The sequence below is a fragment of the Rhodococcus sp. MEB032 genome, from assembly GCF_030208925.1.
Lineage (GTDB): Bacteria > Actinomycetota > Actinomycetes > Mycobacteriales > Mycobacteriaceae > Rhodococcus_F > Rhodococcus_F qingshengii.
Map to the genome: position 1 here is coordinate 56709 of NZ_JARVSY010000020.1, position 16149 is coordinate 72857.

The window sequence follows — 16149 nt, forward strand, 5'->3', positions numbered from 1 at the left end:
ACGCCGTCCGTGACGGGTCGATCGACTGACTCAGACGCTGGCAACACCGGGCGCGAGGAAGCGCTTGCCGTTGACGGCCTCGGAGGTACCGGTCCGGTCCAGGTACGGCGTGATGCCGCCGTTCCAGAATCCGAATCCGCCGCCGAGCAGCAGGCAGAGGTCGATGTCCTCGGCTGCCGCTACGACGCCCTCGTCGAGCATGATCTGAATTTCCTCGGCAAATGCACGACGTGTGCGCTCGAGGACCTCTTCCGAAGTTGACACCTTGTCACCCTGCGGCCACAGTGCGGCGACCTCGGGGTCGACGGCCTGACCGTTCTCGCCCCAGGTCCACACGCCGGGTTTGCGGGCCTCGACGAGTGCTTCGAGTCCGGGTGAGCTCTTGAACCGGTCCGGGTACGACTCCTGCAGGGTCTCACCGGTGTGCAGTGCCACTGCGGGTCCGACGAGGGCCAGCAAGGTGAACGGCGACATGGGCATGCCGAGTTCGGCGATGGCATTGTCTGCGACGTCGAAGGGGGTGCCTTCGTCGACGGCGGACATGACCTCACCCAAGGTGCGGGTGACGAGGCGGTTGAAGACGAAGCCGGCCTTGTCGCCGCAGAGGACGGCGGACTTCTTCAGCGACTTCGCGGTGGCGAAAGCCGTTGCGAGAGTGGCATCATCGGTCTTGCTGCCCTTGATGATCTCGAGGAGGGGAAGAACGGCCACCGGGTTGAAGAAGTGGAAGCCGACCACACGCTCGGGATGCTCGAGGCCGGACGCCATTTCCGTGATGGAGAGCGAAGAGGTGTTGGTGGCGAGGATGGTTTCGGGAGCAATGAACTGCTCGAGTTCCGCGAAGACCTTCTTCTTGACGTCCATGTTCTCGAAGACGGCTTCGATGACGAAGTCGGTCTTGGCGAACGCGGCCTTGTCGAGGGAGCCGGAGACGAGCGCCTTGAGGCGGTTCGCAGCGTCGGGGGACAGGCGTCCCTTGCCCTGGAGCTTCTCGATCTCGGTGTGGACGTAGCCGACACCCTTGTCGATGCGTTCCTGGTCGATGTCGGTCAGGATGACCGGCACCTTGAGCTGGCGGACGAAGAGCAGCGCGAGCTGGCTGGCCATGAGGCCGGCTCCGACGATGCCGACGCCGCTGACCTTACGAGCGAGCGAGCGGTCGGGTGCTCCGGCGGGACGCTTGGCGCGCTTGTTCACCAGATCGAAGGCGTACAGACCAGCCCGGAGCTCGTCCGTCAGCAGAAGATCGGCAAGAGCCTCGTCCTCGGCCGCGAAGCCCTTGTCGAGCGAGGCGGTATCGGTGATGTCGGTGCTGCGAGCCAGTTCGAGCAACTCGACGGCCTTGACGGCGCCGGGAGCGTTGCCCTTGGTCTTGCCGTCGACGATCGCCTTCGCACGAGCAATCGCGTCGTCCCAGCCCTGGCCACGATCGATCTCGGGGCGAGCGGGGGTCACTGTGCCGGCGAGGACCTGCGACGCCCAGGCGAGGGACTGCTCGATGAAGTCGGCAGAGTCGAGAACGACGTCGACGACGCCGAGTTCGAGTGCCTTCTTGGGGGAGAGCACCTTGTTCTGGTTCAGCGAGTTCTCGATAACCACGGTGACGGCGTTCGACGGGCCGACGAGGTTGGGGAGCAACTGCGTTCCGCCCCAACCGGGGACCAGACCGAGGAATGCTTCCGGAAGACCCAGTGCGCCCGCATTGGCGGCAACCGTGCGGTAGTGGCTGTGCAGTCCGACCTCGAGGCCGCCGCCCAGAGCGACACCGTTGATGAAGGCGAACGTGGGAACGGACGACTCACGCAGGCGTCGGAACACCTTGTGGCCCAAGCGGCCCAGCTCGAGTCCCTGCTCACGAGAGGTGATCGCGGGAACACCCTTGAGGTCCGCGCCGGCGGCGAAGATGAAGGGCTTGCCGGTGACGGCGATGGCAACCGGGTTGGCGGCAAAGGCTTCGTCGAGGGCGGCGTCGAATGCTGCGAGTCCGCCGGGACCGAAGGACGACGGCTTGGTGTGGTCGAAGCCGTTGTCGAGGGTGATCAGTGCAAACGGGCCCTCGATGCCGGGGACCGAGATGATCTTCGTGTAGGCGTTCGTCACGACCTCGTCGGCGAATGCTGTTGCAATATCAGACATTTAGTTAACTCCTGCCTGGTAGTCAGCGTGGTTCGGGTTCTCCCAGATGACGGTGCCGCCCATGCCGAGGCCGATGCACATGGTGGTCAAGCCGTAGCGCACGTCGGGACGCGTCGCGAACTGGCGGGAGAGCTGCGTCATCAGGCGAACGCCCGAGGAAGCGAGGGGGTGGCCACACGCGATGGCGCCGCCCCACTGGTTGACGCGCGGGTCGTCGTCGGCGATTCCGTAGTGCTCGAGGAACGCGAGGACCTGAACGGCGAACGCCTCGTTGATCTCGAAGAGTCCGATGTCCTCGATCTTGAGGCCGGTGCGTGCCAGCAGCTTCTCGGTGGCGGGAACCGGGCCGATGCCCATGACGGCGGGGTCGACGCCCTGGTAGGCGAAGCCCACCATGCGCATGCCGACCGGCAGGCCGAGCTCGGCTGCGGTGTCCTCACCGGCGAGCAGTGCTGCGGTGGCACCGTCGTTGAGTCCGGCGGCGTTACCGGCGGTGATGCGTCCGGCCGGGCGGAACGGCGTCTTGAGCTTCGCGAGATCTTCGACGGTGGTTCCGGGGCGCGGCGGCTCGTCTTCGGTGGCCAGACCCCAGCCCGCGGAACTGCGGGTGGCGACGGGGACCAGGGTGTCGGCGATGAAGCCGGCCTTCTTGGCAGCGTCGTACTTGTTCTGGCTGTTGACGGCGTAGGCGTCCGTGCGGTCCTTGGTGATGGTCGGGAACCGGTCGTGCAGGTTCTCGGCGGTGTTACCCATCACGAGGGCGCTCGGGTCGACCAGGCGGTCGGCGAGGAAACGCGGGTTGGGGTCTGCGCCCTCACCCATCGGGTGGTGACCCATGTGCTCGACGCCACCGGCGATCACGACGTCGTACTGGCCGAAGCCGATGCCCGACGCGGTGGTGGTGACGGCGGTCATCGCGCCGGCACACATGCGGTCGATGGCGAATCCGGGAACGGTTTCGGGGAGACCGGCGAGGATCGCAGCGGTGCGGCCGATGGTCAGGCCCTGGTCACCGGTCTGCGTGGTGGCTGCGACGGCAACTTCGTCGATCCGTGCGGGATCGAGCTGCGGGTTGCGGCGAAGCAGCTCACGAATCGCCTTGACGACGAGATCGTCTGCGCGCGTGTCGGCGTACATGCCTTTCGGGCCGGCCTTGCCGAACGGGGTGCGAATGCCGTCGACGAAGACGACGTTGCGTTGGTTGTTTGTGGATGGAGCCACGCGAATTCCTCCTGATGGAGCTGCCCACCGCACCGAAGGGCGGTGAGACGTTGGTTCGGCGATCACGGCCAGGCGTCCGGCCTCGTATCGAGCGTACTACTGCCCATTACTGACCGGTAACTTAACGTGCCGAATTGCTCCAACCTCACACCGGGGTCAGGTCAGGATTCCGGCTCTTCCACTTCGGGCTCGGCCGGGACCACGGAGTTCAGTGCCTCGGCGAGGACGGGAACGGTCAAAGTGCGTTGCCAGCCACGTGCGCCACCGGAAGTGAGCTTGGTCTCGATCGCACTCTCGACTTCGGCGATGTCCGAGTCGGGTTCCAGTTTCCAGTCCCAGCACAGGCGCCTGACCAGGTCGGGTTGGAGCAGATTCTCCACGGGCACCGAAACCTCTTTGCTCAGGTCCGACAGTGCTGCGCGCGCCGCGGTCAACCGATCAGCCGCCGCTGGATCCTGGCGGGCCCAGCGGCCGGCAGCGGGCGGCCCGACGATGGGCGGGGTTTTCGGCGGAAGCTCGCTGTCGGGGAGCCTGCGCGCGGCTTCCAGTGCGTCCATCCAAATACGCGAATACCGGCGTTGACGTGGTCCGCCGAAGACGGGAAGCGAGCGGAGCGCATCCAGCGACCGAGGATCTTTGAGAGCGGCATCGATGATCGCGGAGTCAGGAAGAACCCGACTCGGAGACACGTCGCGCTTGCGTGCGAGATCCTCGCGCGCCTGCCACAGCGCCCGTACCGCCGCCAACTGACGGGTGGTCTTGAGTGAGGTGATGTGCGACGTACGACGCCAGCGGTCCGGTTTGGGCTTGGGCGGGCCGGCCAGACGGATGTACTCGAACTCTTCCTTCGCCCACTCGAGCTTGCCTTGGGATTCGAGTTCGGCTTCCATTGCGTCGCGCAGTTCGAGAAGCACTTCGACGTCGAGGGCGGCGTAGTTCAACCAGGCGTCCGGCAGCGGACGTGTCGACCAGTCCGCAGCCCCGTGACCCTTGCGAAGTTCCACTCGCAGGGTTCGTTCCACGATCGCGGCGAGTCCGACTCGCTCGAACCCGGCCAGTCGTCCGGCCAGTTCGGTGTCGAACAGCTCGGCCGGCGTCAGGCCCAGTTCGGCGAGGCCGGGGAGATCCTGATCGGCAGAGTGCAGCACCCATTGCAACGGGTTGATCACCTCGGCCAACGGCTGCAGGTCTTGCGCTGTCGGAATCGGGTCGAGCAGGAACGATCCTGCTCCTTCGCGTCGAAGCTGGATCAGGTACGCCCGTGCCGAATAGCGGAATCCGGATGCGCGCTCGGCGTCCACGGCGAGCGGGCCGTGGCCGGAGGCCAGCGCGGCCGCGGCGTCGGCGACACCGGCGGCAGTGGTGATGACGTCCGGAACTCCGTCACGCGGAACGAGCAGCGGAACTACGTCGGAGGTGGGCTCGGTTGCATCATCGGTGACTTCGGACATGGTCACTGACTCTACGTCGCAGTCGGGGCCGGGGTTGTCACCTCAGCGTCGAACAGTTCGTCGAGTGCGGCTCCGAAACCTTGCGCGAGCTGGTCCAATTCGGGTGCCAGATCGGAGCAACTGACGATGCCGACGTCGAGTTTTCCGTCGAGAGACATCACCGTCACGTTGAGACCTGCTCCGTGAAAGATCGGGCCGAGCGGGAACATTCCCTTGATCTGGGCACCGAGGAAGTAGAGCGGGACCGGCGGTCCAGGCACATTCGACACGACCAGGTTGGACACGACGGGGTGACGCTCGGCGAGTTTGAGCGACGAGTACACGCGCATGGCGGCGCCGAACACCGCCGGCGAAGCGAACTGCGACCAGTCCTGGAGCATGTTCGCGCCCAGAGCCTCGTTGTGGTTCTTCGAGGTGGCGTTGTAATCGCTGATCGCGTGCAGGCGTTCGACCGGATCGGCGATCTGGGTGCCGAGTTGCGTGAACATGCCCGAGATCTGGTTCGTGCCCGGACGATCGGATTTGCCGTGGACCGACACCGGCACCATGGCGACGAGGGAGTCCTCCGGCAGCTCGTCCCGGTCCTCCAGATACTTACGCAGTGCCCCGGCGCAGAGCGCGAGAACCACGTCGTTGACCTTGACGCCGTGACGGTCCTTGACGGCTTTGACCTTCGCGAGATCGAGTTGGCTGAACGCGACGTTGCGGTGACCGGTGATCGCGCCGTTGAACGAGGTCCGCGGCGCGGTGAACGGAGCAGGCATCGCTTCACCCTTTCGCGCACGCGTCACCCACTTCGGGAGCATGGCGATTCCGCCGGGGACCAGACGGGCAATTCTTGCGGGTCGGGCGATGACGGCCATGAGTCCGCCGATGGCGATGTCCAGCGTTCCCGCGTCGCCCGCACCCTGTGCGGTGGGATCCACGAGCGCCGGTGAATCCGGTTCGAGACTGCACAGCTGAGCCAGGATGTTCGCGCCGGTGACACCGTCGGCAGCGCTGTGATGGATCTTCGACATGACGGCGATCTGTCCGTCGGCAAGTCCCTCGATGACCCACATCTCCCACAGCGGTCGGGAACGATCCAGCGGTTGGCTCGCGATGTGTCCGGCGAGCTCTGCCAGTTCCGCGTGTGTGCCGGGAGCAGGTACCGCGGTCCGATGGCAGTGCCGCTCGATGTCGAAATCGTGATCGTCGACCCACACGGGGTAGTCGAGATTGAGACGGGAATCTTTGAGTTTGCGCCGGAAGGTCGGCATGGTGGCCATTCGCGAGTCCAACTCGCGAAGCAGCTTCCGGTAGTCGTAGCCGCCCGGGATGGTCGTGGGGTCGAGCAGGACAAGTCCACAAACGTGCAATAGCTGGGTCGGTGTTTCCAAGTAGAGGAAGGTCGCGTCGAGTCCGCTGAGACGTTGCATGACTCATTCTAGAACAGGTTCTAGTATTTTTCCGGGGGAATGCTCAAACGAGTGAAAGAGTCAGTCGTTCTGCCGCGACAGCGTGGTTATCCCGGCAGGCGGAAGCCCCGCCGCGTACGCGAGAACCTCGCAGAAAGCCTCGACGTGGTGAGCCAATTCGGACGAAGTTGCAGTCCAGGACGCTCGCAACTCCAGTTGATGGGCTCGCGGAGGCCCGGCGATGTCGCCGTACCGCACGGAAGTTGTAGCTGTGACCGTACCGCCCAGGGCCACAAAAGGTTCCGGTCCGGCCTCCAAAGCGTCCACCAGCCAACTCCAGGCTACTTCGGGAAGTAGTGGATCCGCGGCGACGGCTTCGTCGAGATCGGCCTGGATGTACGCCACCAACCGCATGGTGCCGTTCCACGCCTCGTCGCCGTCCGGATCGAACAACAGGATCAGGCGGCCGAAAGCGTCACCTTCGGACTGCTCGGCCACGACGTCGGAGTCCGGGTGGAGAACCTCGGCCCCCACCGCGTGGCTGTACGGAGCGAGGCGCTGCGGCGGGCGGATGGGACCGACCTCTATCTCGGGCCGAACCCGCGCAGCGGTCATCGCCTCCACGGCGGCACGGAACTCGGCCGGGTCGGCTGTCGATCCGGATGTCGTCACAGGTCAGGACGTTAGTCGGGGATGCGGGCGGGGAGGTGGAGGCGCGCCGACCGAGTGTGGCTCGGGTGTGTGGCCGCTCACGAACCGCTCGGGTGTCCGATCCCGAGTGTGGGACGTGGCAGCATTGAGTCGATCGAAGACACACGTTGGCGGAGAGCGCGAGGACTGATGAGCGGGTTGGACAACATGAATTCAGGCATTACCGGGTCGGCGGAATACAGCGCTCGGCGAGTCTTGCCCGACGCACCGTTGCTTGCCGCGGCGACCGGACGCACTCCGAGTCGACGGCCGGTGTGGTTCATGCGTCAGGCCGGGCGTTCGTTGCCGGAGTACCGCGAGATCCGCGCCGGGATCGGCATGTTGGAATCTTGTTTCGATCCGGCGCTGGTCTGTGAGATCACGATGCAGCCGGTGCGCCGTCACGACGTGGACGCGGCAATCCTGTTCTCGGACATCGTCGTTCCACTCAAAGCCGCGGGAATTGATCTCGACATCGTTGCCGGCGTCGGACCGGTGGTCGCCAATCCGATTCGCTCCATCGCCGACGTTGCAGCACTCCCGCGACTGGTTCCCGAAGAGGTAGGCGCAATCGCGCAGGCCGTTCGGCTTCTCACCACCGAGTTGGGCTCCACGCCGCTGATCGGCTTTGCCGGAGCGCCGTTCACTCTGGCGTCGTATCTGGTCGAAGGTGGTCCGAGCCGGAACCACGAGAAGACCAAAGCGCTCATGCACTCCGATCCGAAGACCTGGCACGCGTTGCTCGGAAGTTTGGCCGACACCACGATCTGCTTCCTGCAGGCGCAGCTCAAGGCGGGCGTCGACGCGGTCCAGCTGTTCGACTCGTGGGCCGGCGCGCTCTCGCTGGCCGATTATCGGGAATTTGTCCTGCCGCATTCCGAGCGAGTGTTCGCCGAGGTTGCCGCTGCCGGCGTCCCGCGTATCCACTTCGGTGTCGGCACCGGTGAACTTCTCGGCGCGATGGGGGAGGCAGGCGCCGACGTCGTGGGTGTCGACTGGCGGATTCCGCTCGACGTCGCGGCTGGTCGTGTCGGTCCGGGTAAGGCGCTGCAGGGCAATCTCGATCCCGCCGTACTGTTCGCGGGCCCCGAGGTGATCGATCGTGAGGTGCGCCGGATCGCCGCCGAAGGGGACCGCGCGATCGAGGCCGGTGCCATCGGCCACATCTTCAACCTCGGCCACGGAGTTCTTCCCGACACCGATCCCACGGCGATCACCTCGGCGGTGGAGCTGGTGCACTCGCTGTGACAACGACTCGGCCGTCGGTCGCGGTGATCGGAGGAGGAATCTCCGGTCTGGTTGCCGCGTACCGGCTTCGGCGCAGTCTGGGCTCCGAAGCCGACATCACGATCGTCGACGACTCACCGCGACTGGGCGGGAAGCTGCGAACGATTGATCTGGGCGGTGGCCCGATCGACATCGGTGCCGAGGCTTTCATCGCCCGTCGGCCGGAAGTTCCTGCGCTTCTCGCCGAGCTGGGACTGACCGATCAGATCGTCTACCCTGCGGGGCTGAGCCCGTTGATCTGGTCTCAGGGCTCACTGAACCGGTTGCCCACCGGAACCCTGATGGGAATCCCGGCTTCGGCGGAGTCGGTTCGAGATCTTGTCGACGAGCAGACCCTGGCGCGCATCGCCGCCGAGGCCGGCGTCCCGCTGGAGTGGACCCGCGGTTCCGATTGCAGTGTTGCCGAACTGGTTTCGCAGCGATTCGGTGATCAGGTGGTCAGCCGATCGGTGGATCCGCTTCTGGGCGGGGTGTACTCGGGGCTGGCGGAGACCATCGGCGTGCGTGCAGCTTTGCCGACACTCGCTGCGGCCCTCGATGCGGGCTCTCGGAGCCTCACGGATGCAGTCGCAGCCGCATTGCCGACGCCTGCACCGGGGCCGGTGTTCGGAGCGCTCAGAGACGGGTACGGCATCCTGCTCGATGCGCTGCAGCAGGCCGCCGACGCGACCTTCGTCCGCGGCGAGGCTTCTGGGTTGCGCAGCGACGGGGCTGGTTGGAACGTCGATCCGCTCGGAAGCGTCGACGCGGTGATTCTGGCCGTCCCGGCGCCGCGCGCAGCGGCGCTGTTGGCCGGAGTCGATGCGGATGTTGCGAGTACCGTCGCTCGGATCGAACTGGCGTCGTCCGCGGTGGTGGCGCTCCGGTTGTCCGGGCAGGTCGAACTTCCACAGAATTCAGGGATCCTGGTAGCCACCGACGCCGACCTGACCGCCAAGGCGTTCACGCTGTCGAGCCGAAAGTGGACACACCTCGCTGATCGCGGTGAGCACCTCGTTCGGGTGTCGTTCGGTCGATTCGGTGCATCGGAGATCGTCGACCGGCCGGATGGTGAGTTGATCGACTTCGCGCGCGCCGATCTCGAGACCGTGACCGGAATCACCGAGGAGCCAGGCGCGACCTTCGTACAGCGGTGGCACGGAGGTCTTCCCCAATACGCCCCAGGTCACACGAAAATCGTGGCTGAAATCGAGTCCGGGATGACGCAGTTCGACGGCCTCGCCCTGGCCGGGTCGTGGCTGCACGGCGTCGGGGTTCCGGCGTGTGTCGCAGTCGGCACGACGGCGGCTACACGGATATTCGAGCGAGTGGCACGATAGACCCATGGCACGCCTTGATTTCGACAAACTGAACTCTGAAATCCGTTACCTCATGTTCTCCGTGTTCCAGGTGGAACCCGGTGTGCTGGGCGATGATCGGGAAGCTGCGGTCAAGGACGCCCGCTTGTTCTTCGAGGGTCTCGAAGACAAGGGCGTCGTGGTTCGCGGGATCTACGACGTCGCCGGCCTGCGCGCCGACGCGGACTTCATGATCTGGACCCACGCGGCCACCATCGAGGAACTGCAGGCCGCGTACGCGGATTTCCGTCGCACCACCGTCCTCGGACAGGCCAGTGCTCCCATCTGGAGCAACTCGGCGGTGCACCGCCCCGCGGAGTTCAACAAGAGCCACGTGCCCTCGTTCATCGCGGGTGAGGATCCGGGCGACTACATCTGCGTCTACCCGTTCGTCCGCTCGTACGAGTGGTACCTGCTCCCCGACGAGGAGCGTCGCAAGATGCTCGCCGATCACGGTATGGCTGCTCGTTCGTACAAGGACGTTCGCGCCAACACGGTCCCGGCCTTCGCCCTGGGGGACTACGAATGGATTCTCGCGTTCGAAGCACCCGAGCTCATTCGTATCGTCGATCTGATGCGCGATCTACGTGCCACCGAAGCTCGCTTGCACGTTCGCGAAGAGGTGCCGTTCTTCACCGGCCCGCGCGTGGACATCGAGAAGCTGGTCCTTTCCCTTCCCTGATCTGCTTCGAAAGTAGTTCCTGTGACAACTGCACCGAACCGGCGTCGTCAACACATGTCCCATTGGGGAATGTTCACCGCCGAATCGGTCGCCGGCGAGGTGACCGCCGTGCATCCGTACGAGGGTGATGCGAATCCTTCGCCGATGCTCGGGAACCTCGCCGGTTCGGTGCGCAGTCGGGCTCGTGTTTCGGGTCCGGCGGTGCGTCGGGGTTGGCTCGAGAACGGGCCGGGTCCCAGCGACCGACGTGGAGCCGACGAATTCGTCTCGGTCTCCTGGGACGAACTGACCGAACTCCTCTCGCGTGAACTGCGTCGCGTGGTCGACGCGCACGGAAACAACGCGATCTTCGGCGGCTCGTACGGCTGGGCCAGCGCCGGCCGATTCCATCACGCGCAGAGCCAAGTTCACCGATTTCTGAATCAGCTGGGTGGATACACCAAGTCAGTTCACAGCTACTCGCTCGGTGCCACCGGCGTCATCATGCCGCGTGTGGTCGGAACGCACTGGAAGTTGTTCGCGCGCTCCACGTCGTGGGACGTCATCGCGAAGCACTCCGATCTCCTCGTCTCGTTCGGGGGAGTGCCGATCAAGAACACCGGAGTCAATGCCGGTGGTACGAGTGATCATCCGACGCGCGGGGCGCTCGACGCGTTTCGTGCCCGCGGCGGAAAGATCGTCTCCTTCAGTCCGTTGCGTGACGACGTCGAGGGTGACTGCGAGTGGATCGCACCCGTTCCGGGAACCGACGTTGCAATCATGCTTGCCCTGGCGTTTGTCCTGGCGTCGGAGGACCTGCACGATCGCGATTTCCTGGGCCGTTTCTGCGTCGGTTACGAACGCTTCGAGGATTACCTGCTCGGACGTTCCGACGGTGTACCGAAGGATCCGCGCTGGGCGCAGAAGATCTCCGGTGTGTCGGCGGAGTTCATCACCGACCTGGCTCGGAGAATGGCGTCTGGCCGGACGCTGATGACCGTCACGTGGTCGTTGCAACGCATCAAACACGGTGAACAGGCGCCGTGGATGGGCGTGACACTCGCAGCGATGCTCGGCCAATTCGGGCTTCCGGGTGGAGGTTTCGGGCACGGCTACGGTTCGATGAACGAGCCGGGTCTGGCTCCGGTGCCGTATCCCTTGCCGACCTTCTCGCAAGGTGTGAATCCGGTGTCGGATTTCATTCCGGTAGCCGCGATTTCCGACCTGCTGCTTTCGCCCGGGGAGGAGTTCGATTACGACGGCCGACGCTTGACCTATCCCGACATCCGGTTGGTCTACTGGGCCGGTGGCAATCCGTTTCACCACCATCAGGATCTCCCGAGGCTGCGACGGGCATTTGCGCGTCCGGACACGATCGTCGTTCACGATCCGTACTGGACGCCGATGGCCCGCAACGCCGACATCGTTGTCCCGTCGACCACCTCGCTCGAACGAAATGACCTGAGCTGCACTCGAAACGACCCGCTTCTGGTCGCGATGCAGCAGGTCGTTCCACCTTTCGAGAACTCGCGTGACGACTACGACACGTTTGCCGCTCTCGCTTCTGCGCTCGGATTCGGGGAACAGTTCACCGAGGGGCGATCCTCACAGGAGTGGATCGAGCATCTCTACGGTCAATGGCGGCCGTTCGTCGATGCAGACGGCGGCAACACACCGACGTTCGAGGACTTCTGGGCAGAAGGGCACTACCGGATGCGAACCGAAGACAACCTCGTGCTCTTCGGTGACTTCCGTGAGAATCCCGAGAAACATCCGCTCTCGACTCCGAGTGGGAAGATCGAGATCTTCTCCGAGACCATCGAGTCCTTCGGCTACGACGACTGCGCCGGCCATCCGCGCTGGTACGAGCCCGACGAGTGGCTGGGTGGACCGCGAGCCTCGCAATTCCCGCTTCACTTGATCGCCAATCAGCCCAAGACGCGTCTGCACAGCCAACTCGATCACGGCGCTGCGAGCCAGGCGTCGAAGATTCAGGGACGCGAGCCGATTCGTATGCACCCCGATGCAGCGGCCGCGCGCGGCGTCTCGGCAGGAGACGTGGTGCGGGTGTTCAACGAACGCGGAGCGTGCCTTGCTGGTGTGATCGTCGACTCGGACTTGCGGAGCGACGTCGTCCAACTTTCCACCGGTGCCTGGTACGACCCGCTCGATCCTGCCGATCCCGACTCTCTGTGTGTGCACGGCAATCCCAACGTTCTGACACCGGACATCGGTACGTCGTCACTCTCGCACGGGTGCACCGGCCAGCACGTTCTGGTGCAGATCGAGAAATTCGACGGGGCCCTGCCGCCGGTCAAGGCGTTCGATCCGCCCGTGCTTCGTTCACGCTGACGGAACCGATCGGCCACCTCTCGCGTCGAACCTCGTGAGCGCCTGAATCAGGTGTCACGATCTATCGGAGGTGGGGGCCATCGTGAGTGCAGCGGATGTTGGTTCGATGCGGGGGCAAGTCGAAGTACTTCGGGCCCAGATCGATTCGATGCAGCACGTTCTGTTGGAGCGGACTCGATCGCTGGCGGACTTGCAGGAGAGGATCGCTCGAGCGACGGCGAGCGCGCGTTCGAGTGACGGCAGCGTGGAAATCGTCGTCGACGCCTCGGGGGCGGTGGTGGGAGTCGATCTCTCGGGGAGTTCTTACGCCAAGCATTCGCCGGCAGCGTTGGGGAATCTGATCCTGGCTACGGCCGCGTCTGCGGCAGAAGACATACACCGACAGCTTGCCGAGATGACGAAGCCGCTCACGGAGGCGGCCGGAATCGACTTGCCGGACCTGGTTCCGGGCGTGCTCGGATTGCGCGAGATTCTCGAACCTCGTCCGAGCTCCACACCGGCTTCCTGCGACGAGAACTGGAACCGCACCGTTCTGAGGAGCTCCGGCAATGTCTGAACTGGGCGTGAATGTGGCCGCGATGAAAAGTGCTGCACCAGCCTTCGCGGTGGTGGCTGCCGATCTGGACGAGGCGCGGAGCGCTCTCGACGCAGTGGTCGCCGCCGAAGAGGGTTGCTGGGGCGGCGACCAGTTCGGATCCGCATTCTCAGGCGCATATGTTCCCGGTGCTGAGTCAGCGGTCGGTGGGGTGACGCTGGTCGCGGGCGCGCTGCGCGAATTGACCGCCACGCTGATCGAGATCACCGATCGTTTCGAATCGATCGACACCTCGCTTGCCGACGACATGGCGGGTGGGCTCTGATGGGACTCGAGATTCCCGGCTGGTTACAGGCGGTTGCGTCGGTCGCGGTGGGCAGTGACTGGCCGCAAGGAGACGAAACGGCACTGTGGAGGTTGGGTGATGCCTGGTCAGGCGCGGCTGATCGGATCGAGGCTTCGGCCGCTGCCGGTGGTTACGGATTGCAGGCAGTACTGGCATCGATCGACGGTCGAGCCGGCGACTCGTTGTCTCGGTATTGGTCGGAGGCCGGGGGAGTTGCGGAGGTCTTCGAGCGGTTGTCCTCTGCCGCGGCCGAACTGGGTCAGTCATGCACCGATACCGGCACGGACATCGAGTACACCAAACTGTCGATCCTCGCGGCGCTGGGCGCACTGGCGCTCGAGATTGCCGCCATGGTGGCGGCTGCTGTCCCGACACTGGGTGTCAGTACCGCCGGGGTCGTGGCGGCTGAGGTAGCAACAACCCTCACTGTCCGAATGTTGTTGCAGCAATTGTTGATACGAGTGATCGAGGCTGCGGCAGTGGAAGCTGCCGCTGCCGTCTTCTCCGGCCTCGCCATTCAACTCGGGCAGATGACGATGGATCATCGCCAGTCGATCGACGGTGGCAAGGTCGTGACCGAGGGGCGCGACGGTTTCATCAAGGGACTTGCGAACGGAGGGTTGAAGACGACGCCGGATCGTGTCGGCCCTGACCCGAACCCGCTCCCGACCGGTTCGAGAGTGCAGGAGATCGCGCGGGGCGCCTTCGACGACGCGGTGTCGGGAGCGTCCGCTGCGATCGTGACGAAGGAAGTCACGGGCGGCGACGCCTCGTTGACTGACATCACTTCCGGCGCGATCGGTGGCGGGATCGGTTCCGTCAAAGACGGACTTGTCGCTCGCAACGAGGACCTGAATGCGGCTGGTCTGAGCCCGACTGCCCTGAACTGGGACTTCTGAATTGAAAGTCTCGGATCGTGGGCTACCAGTGACACGGGGTAGCCCACGACCTGGCTACCGAGCGGGCTTGAGAACCAGCGAGATCGAGTTGATGCAGTACCGCTGATCGGTCGGCGTCGGGTACCCCTCACCCTCGAAGACGTGACCGAGGTGGCTGTGGCACTTCTTGCAGATGACCTCGACGCGGCGCATCCCGAGTGAGCTGTCTTCCTTCAGGATCACGGCATCCGAATCCGCCGGATCGAAGAAGGACGGCCACCCGCAGTGCGATTCGAACTTCTCGGTGCTGCGGAACAGTTCGGCTCCGCAGGCCCGGCAGGAGTAGACACCTTCCGTGGTGGTGTCGGTGTACTCGCCGACGAAGGGGCGTTCGGTGCCGGCTTGGCGCAGGACGGCGAACTCCTCCGGCGTCAGTTTTTCGCGCCACTCGCTCTCGGTGTACGTGACCTCAGGTGTGCTGTCGATGCCATCGTGTGAAGAACTCATGCCTCCACGCTAATGCTTTGTCGCCGTTTCGGCTTCGTCGGCAGGTGAGACGGTATCGAGTGGGGGATCGAGGAGGTACGCGGGATCGATTCCCCGATCCAAGCGGCCCTCTCGACGCGCGACCAGATACCGGTATCCGAGGACACAGAAGATCACGATCAGCAGAAGGCTCCAGCCGAGGGTGCTCTTGGTGTATTCGGCCGCCCGGCCGAAGGTCGGCCAGCGGTTCGACCACCAGCTGTCGAACGTCATGAAGCCGTAGACCGCAAGCCACGCCGGCCAGTTCCGCATGACCGAGTTCTTGAGTACCACGGACATCAGGAGCGGGAGCAGCATCATCGAGTAGTACATCTGGCCGAGCGAGGGCAGCAGGAACGACGCGGTCATGATCACACCGGTCGCGGTGGTGAGGAAGAAGAGTTCGTCGTTGCGGTAGTAGCGGTACAGAAGCCACAGAGAGACGACGACCATGGCGGCCAACACGACGCGCAAGAGCAGGATCAACCATTCGGGCAGACCGAAGTAAGCGCCGTTTCCGACAATCGAACTGTTGAAGTAGTCACGAGATTCGAGCAGGTACGGCACGGTGCGGCGGACGAAGTCCATCGGATCCGACGCCAGCGGCCATGCCACGACCGTGAGAATGAACGGGATGCCCAGGGCGGTGACGAACACCTTCCACTGACCGCGAACGAGTGGCAGCAGGAGCAGCGGCGCGAGAGTGGGTTTCACTGCGATGGTGAGACCGATCGCGGCGCCGGCCCACAGATCCTTCTTGCGCATCAGCAACAGGAGGAAGGCAACTTCGCCGAGCAGGACGAGGCCGTTGATGTTGGTGAACACCAACGTGTTGGTGACAGTCTCCGACATGAACGCGCCGAGCACCAGAATCGGCGCCGCGATGGAACTGATCGTCAGGTCGAACAAGCGCAACAGCAGGTAGAGAGCCACGAGAATGGCGACGGCATTGACACCGATGAACAGCCACCGTGAGCGCTCGGGATCGAGGATCGCCAGGGGGGCCATCAACAAGGAACCCGATGGTGGGTACAGGTAATGGGGGTCTACGGAGTTGAAATCTGCGGTGTAGACGTCGCGCCCGTTCCAGAACGCCAGCGCGGCGTTGTAGACCGGTCGGAAGTCATCGGTGATGGCGCCGTTGACTGCTGTGACGATGACACGATTGAGCACTGTCATCACGGCGATCGGCCACAAAACGAAGTTGACGACTTGTTGGGTTGTCCGCCCGGTACGCGGCTCGAGCTGTCGAAGGAACACTTCGGCACGGTACACCGGAGCAGGGTGTGATCGGGGGATGCACCCCTTTTCGGTCGTGGTGGACGAGCGCCCG

Annotated in this window: 14 protein-coding genes; 7 read left to right on the plus strand and 7 right to left on the minus strand. The window is 64.4% G+C overall.

Going from position 1 to position 16149, the window contains the following annotated elements:
• Positions 1–30: 30 nt before the first annotated feature.
• The 5 genes from QRN54_RS20910 to QRN54_RS20930 form a co-directional block, all read right to left on the minus strand.
• The gene (locus QRN54_RS20910) at positions 31–2136 is read right to left on the minus strand and encodes a 3-hydroxyacyl-CoA dehydrogenase NAD-binding domain-containing protein (RefSeq protein ID WP_285182980.1); all 2106 of its coding nucleotides are present in this window, start codon (positions 2134–2136) and stop codon (positions 31–33) included.
• Positions 2137–3357, minus strand: coding sequence for a thiolase family protein (locus QRN54_RS20915; RefSeq protein WP_003942598.1), 1221 nt, complete (start codon positions 3355–3357; stop codon positions 2137–2139). It lies immediately after the preceding gene.
• 161 nt (positions 3358–3518) lie between these two features.
• Entirely contained in the window at positions 3519–4808 is a 1290-nt protein-coding gene (locus QRN54_RS20920; RefSeq protein ID WP_007732879.1) for an HRDC domain-containing protein, read from the minus strand.
• 11 nt (positions 4809–4819) lie between these two features.
• Positions 4820–6226 carry a WS/DGAT/MGAT family O-acyltransferase gene (locus QRN54_RS20925; protein ID WP_003942594.1) on the minus strand — a complete coding sequence of 469 codons (1407 nt, stop codon included), beginning with the start codon at positions 6224–6226 and terminating at the stop codon, positions 4820–4822.
• Between the two features lie 60 nt (positions 6227–6286).
• Positions 6287–6877: a DUF3000 domain-containing protein gene (locus QRN54_RS20930; RefSeq protein ID WP_003942604.1), complete on the minus strand. Its 591-nt coding sequence runs from the start codon at positions 6875–6877 to the stop codon at positions 6287–6289.
• A gap of 168 nt (positions 6878–7045) precedes the next feature.
• Between QRN54_RS20930 and hemE the strand changes: the two genes are divergently transcribed.
• The 7 genes from hemE (at position 7046) to QRN54_RS20965 (ending at position 14312) form a co-directional block, all read left to right on the plus strand.
• Positions 7046–8143: a uroporphyrinogen decarboxylase gene (gene hemE, locus QRN54_RS20935; protein WP_030536874.1), complete on the plus strand. Its 1098-nt coding sequence runs from the start codon at positions 7046–7048 to the stop codon at positions 8141–8143.
• Entirely contained in the window at positions 8140–9501 is a 1362-nt protein-coding gene (locus QRN54_RS20940) for a protoporphyrinogen oxidase (protein ID WP_165638346.1), read from the plus strand. The genes hemE and QRN54_RS20940 overlap by 4 nt, the downstream gene beginning before the upstream one ends.
• 4 nt (positions 9502–9505) lie before the next feature.
• Positions 9506–10201: a hydrogen peroxide-dependent heme synthase gene (hemQ, locus tag QRN54_RS20945; RefSeq protein ID WP_003942644.1), complete on the plus strand. Its 696-nt coding sequence runs from the start codon at positions 9506–9508 to the stop codon at positions 10199–10201.
• 54 nt (positions 10202–10255) lie between these two features.
• Positions 10256–12532 (plus strand): molybdopterin guanine dinucleotide-containing S/N-oxide reductase, encoded by a 2277-nt coding sequence (locus QRN54_RS20950; protein ID WP_285183017.1) that lies wholly within the window; start codon positions 10256–10258, stop codon positions 12530–12532.
• A gap of 82 nt (positions 12533–12614) precedes the next feature.
• Positions 12615–13088, plus strand: coding sequence for a YbaB/EbfC family nucleoid-associated protein (locus tag QRN54_RS20955; RefSeq protein WP_285182987.1), 474 nt, complete (start codon positions 12615–12617; stop codon positions 13086–13088).
• Positions 13081–13392 carry a hypothetical protein gene (locus QRN54_RS20960; RefSeq protein WP_285182992.1) on the plus strand — a complete coding sequence of 104 codons (312 nt, stop codon included), beginning with the start codon at positions 13081–13083 and terminating at the stop codon, positions 13390–13392. Before QRN54_RS20955 ends, QRN54_RS20960 begins: the two co-directional genes overlap by 8 nt.
• The gene (locus QRN54_RS20965) at positions 13392–14312 is read left to right on the plus strand and encodes a WXG100-like domain-containing protein (protein WP_003942627.1); all 921 of its coding nucleotides are present in this window, start codon (positions 13392–13394) and stop codon (positions 14310–14312) included. Before QRN54_RS20960 ends, QRN54_RS20965 begins: the two co-directional genes overlap by 1 nt.
• A 54-nt stretch (positions 14313–14366) precedes the next feature.
• Here QRN54_RS20965 and msrB read toward each other — a convergent pair whose 3' ends face one another.
• Both msrB and QRN54_RS20975 read right to left on the minus strand, forming a co-directional pair.
• On the minus strand, positions 14367–14798 hold the full coding sequence (gene msrB / locus QRN54_RS20970) for a peptide-methionine (R)-S-oxide reductase MsrB (RefSeq protein ID WP_285182994.1): 432 nt from the start codon (positions 14796–14798) through the stop codon (positions 14367–14369).
• 9 nt (positions 14799–14807) lie between these two features.
• Positions 14808–16091 carry a glycosyltransferase family 87 protein gene (locus QRN54_RS20975; RefSeq protein ID WP_007732903.1) on the minus strand — a complete coding sequence of 428 codons (1284 nt, stop codon included), beginning with the start codon at positions 16089–16091 and terminating at the stop codon, positions 14808–14810.
• Between the last annotated feature and the right edge of the window lie 58 nt (positions 16092–16149).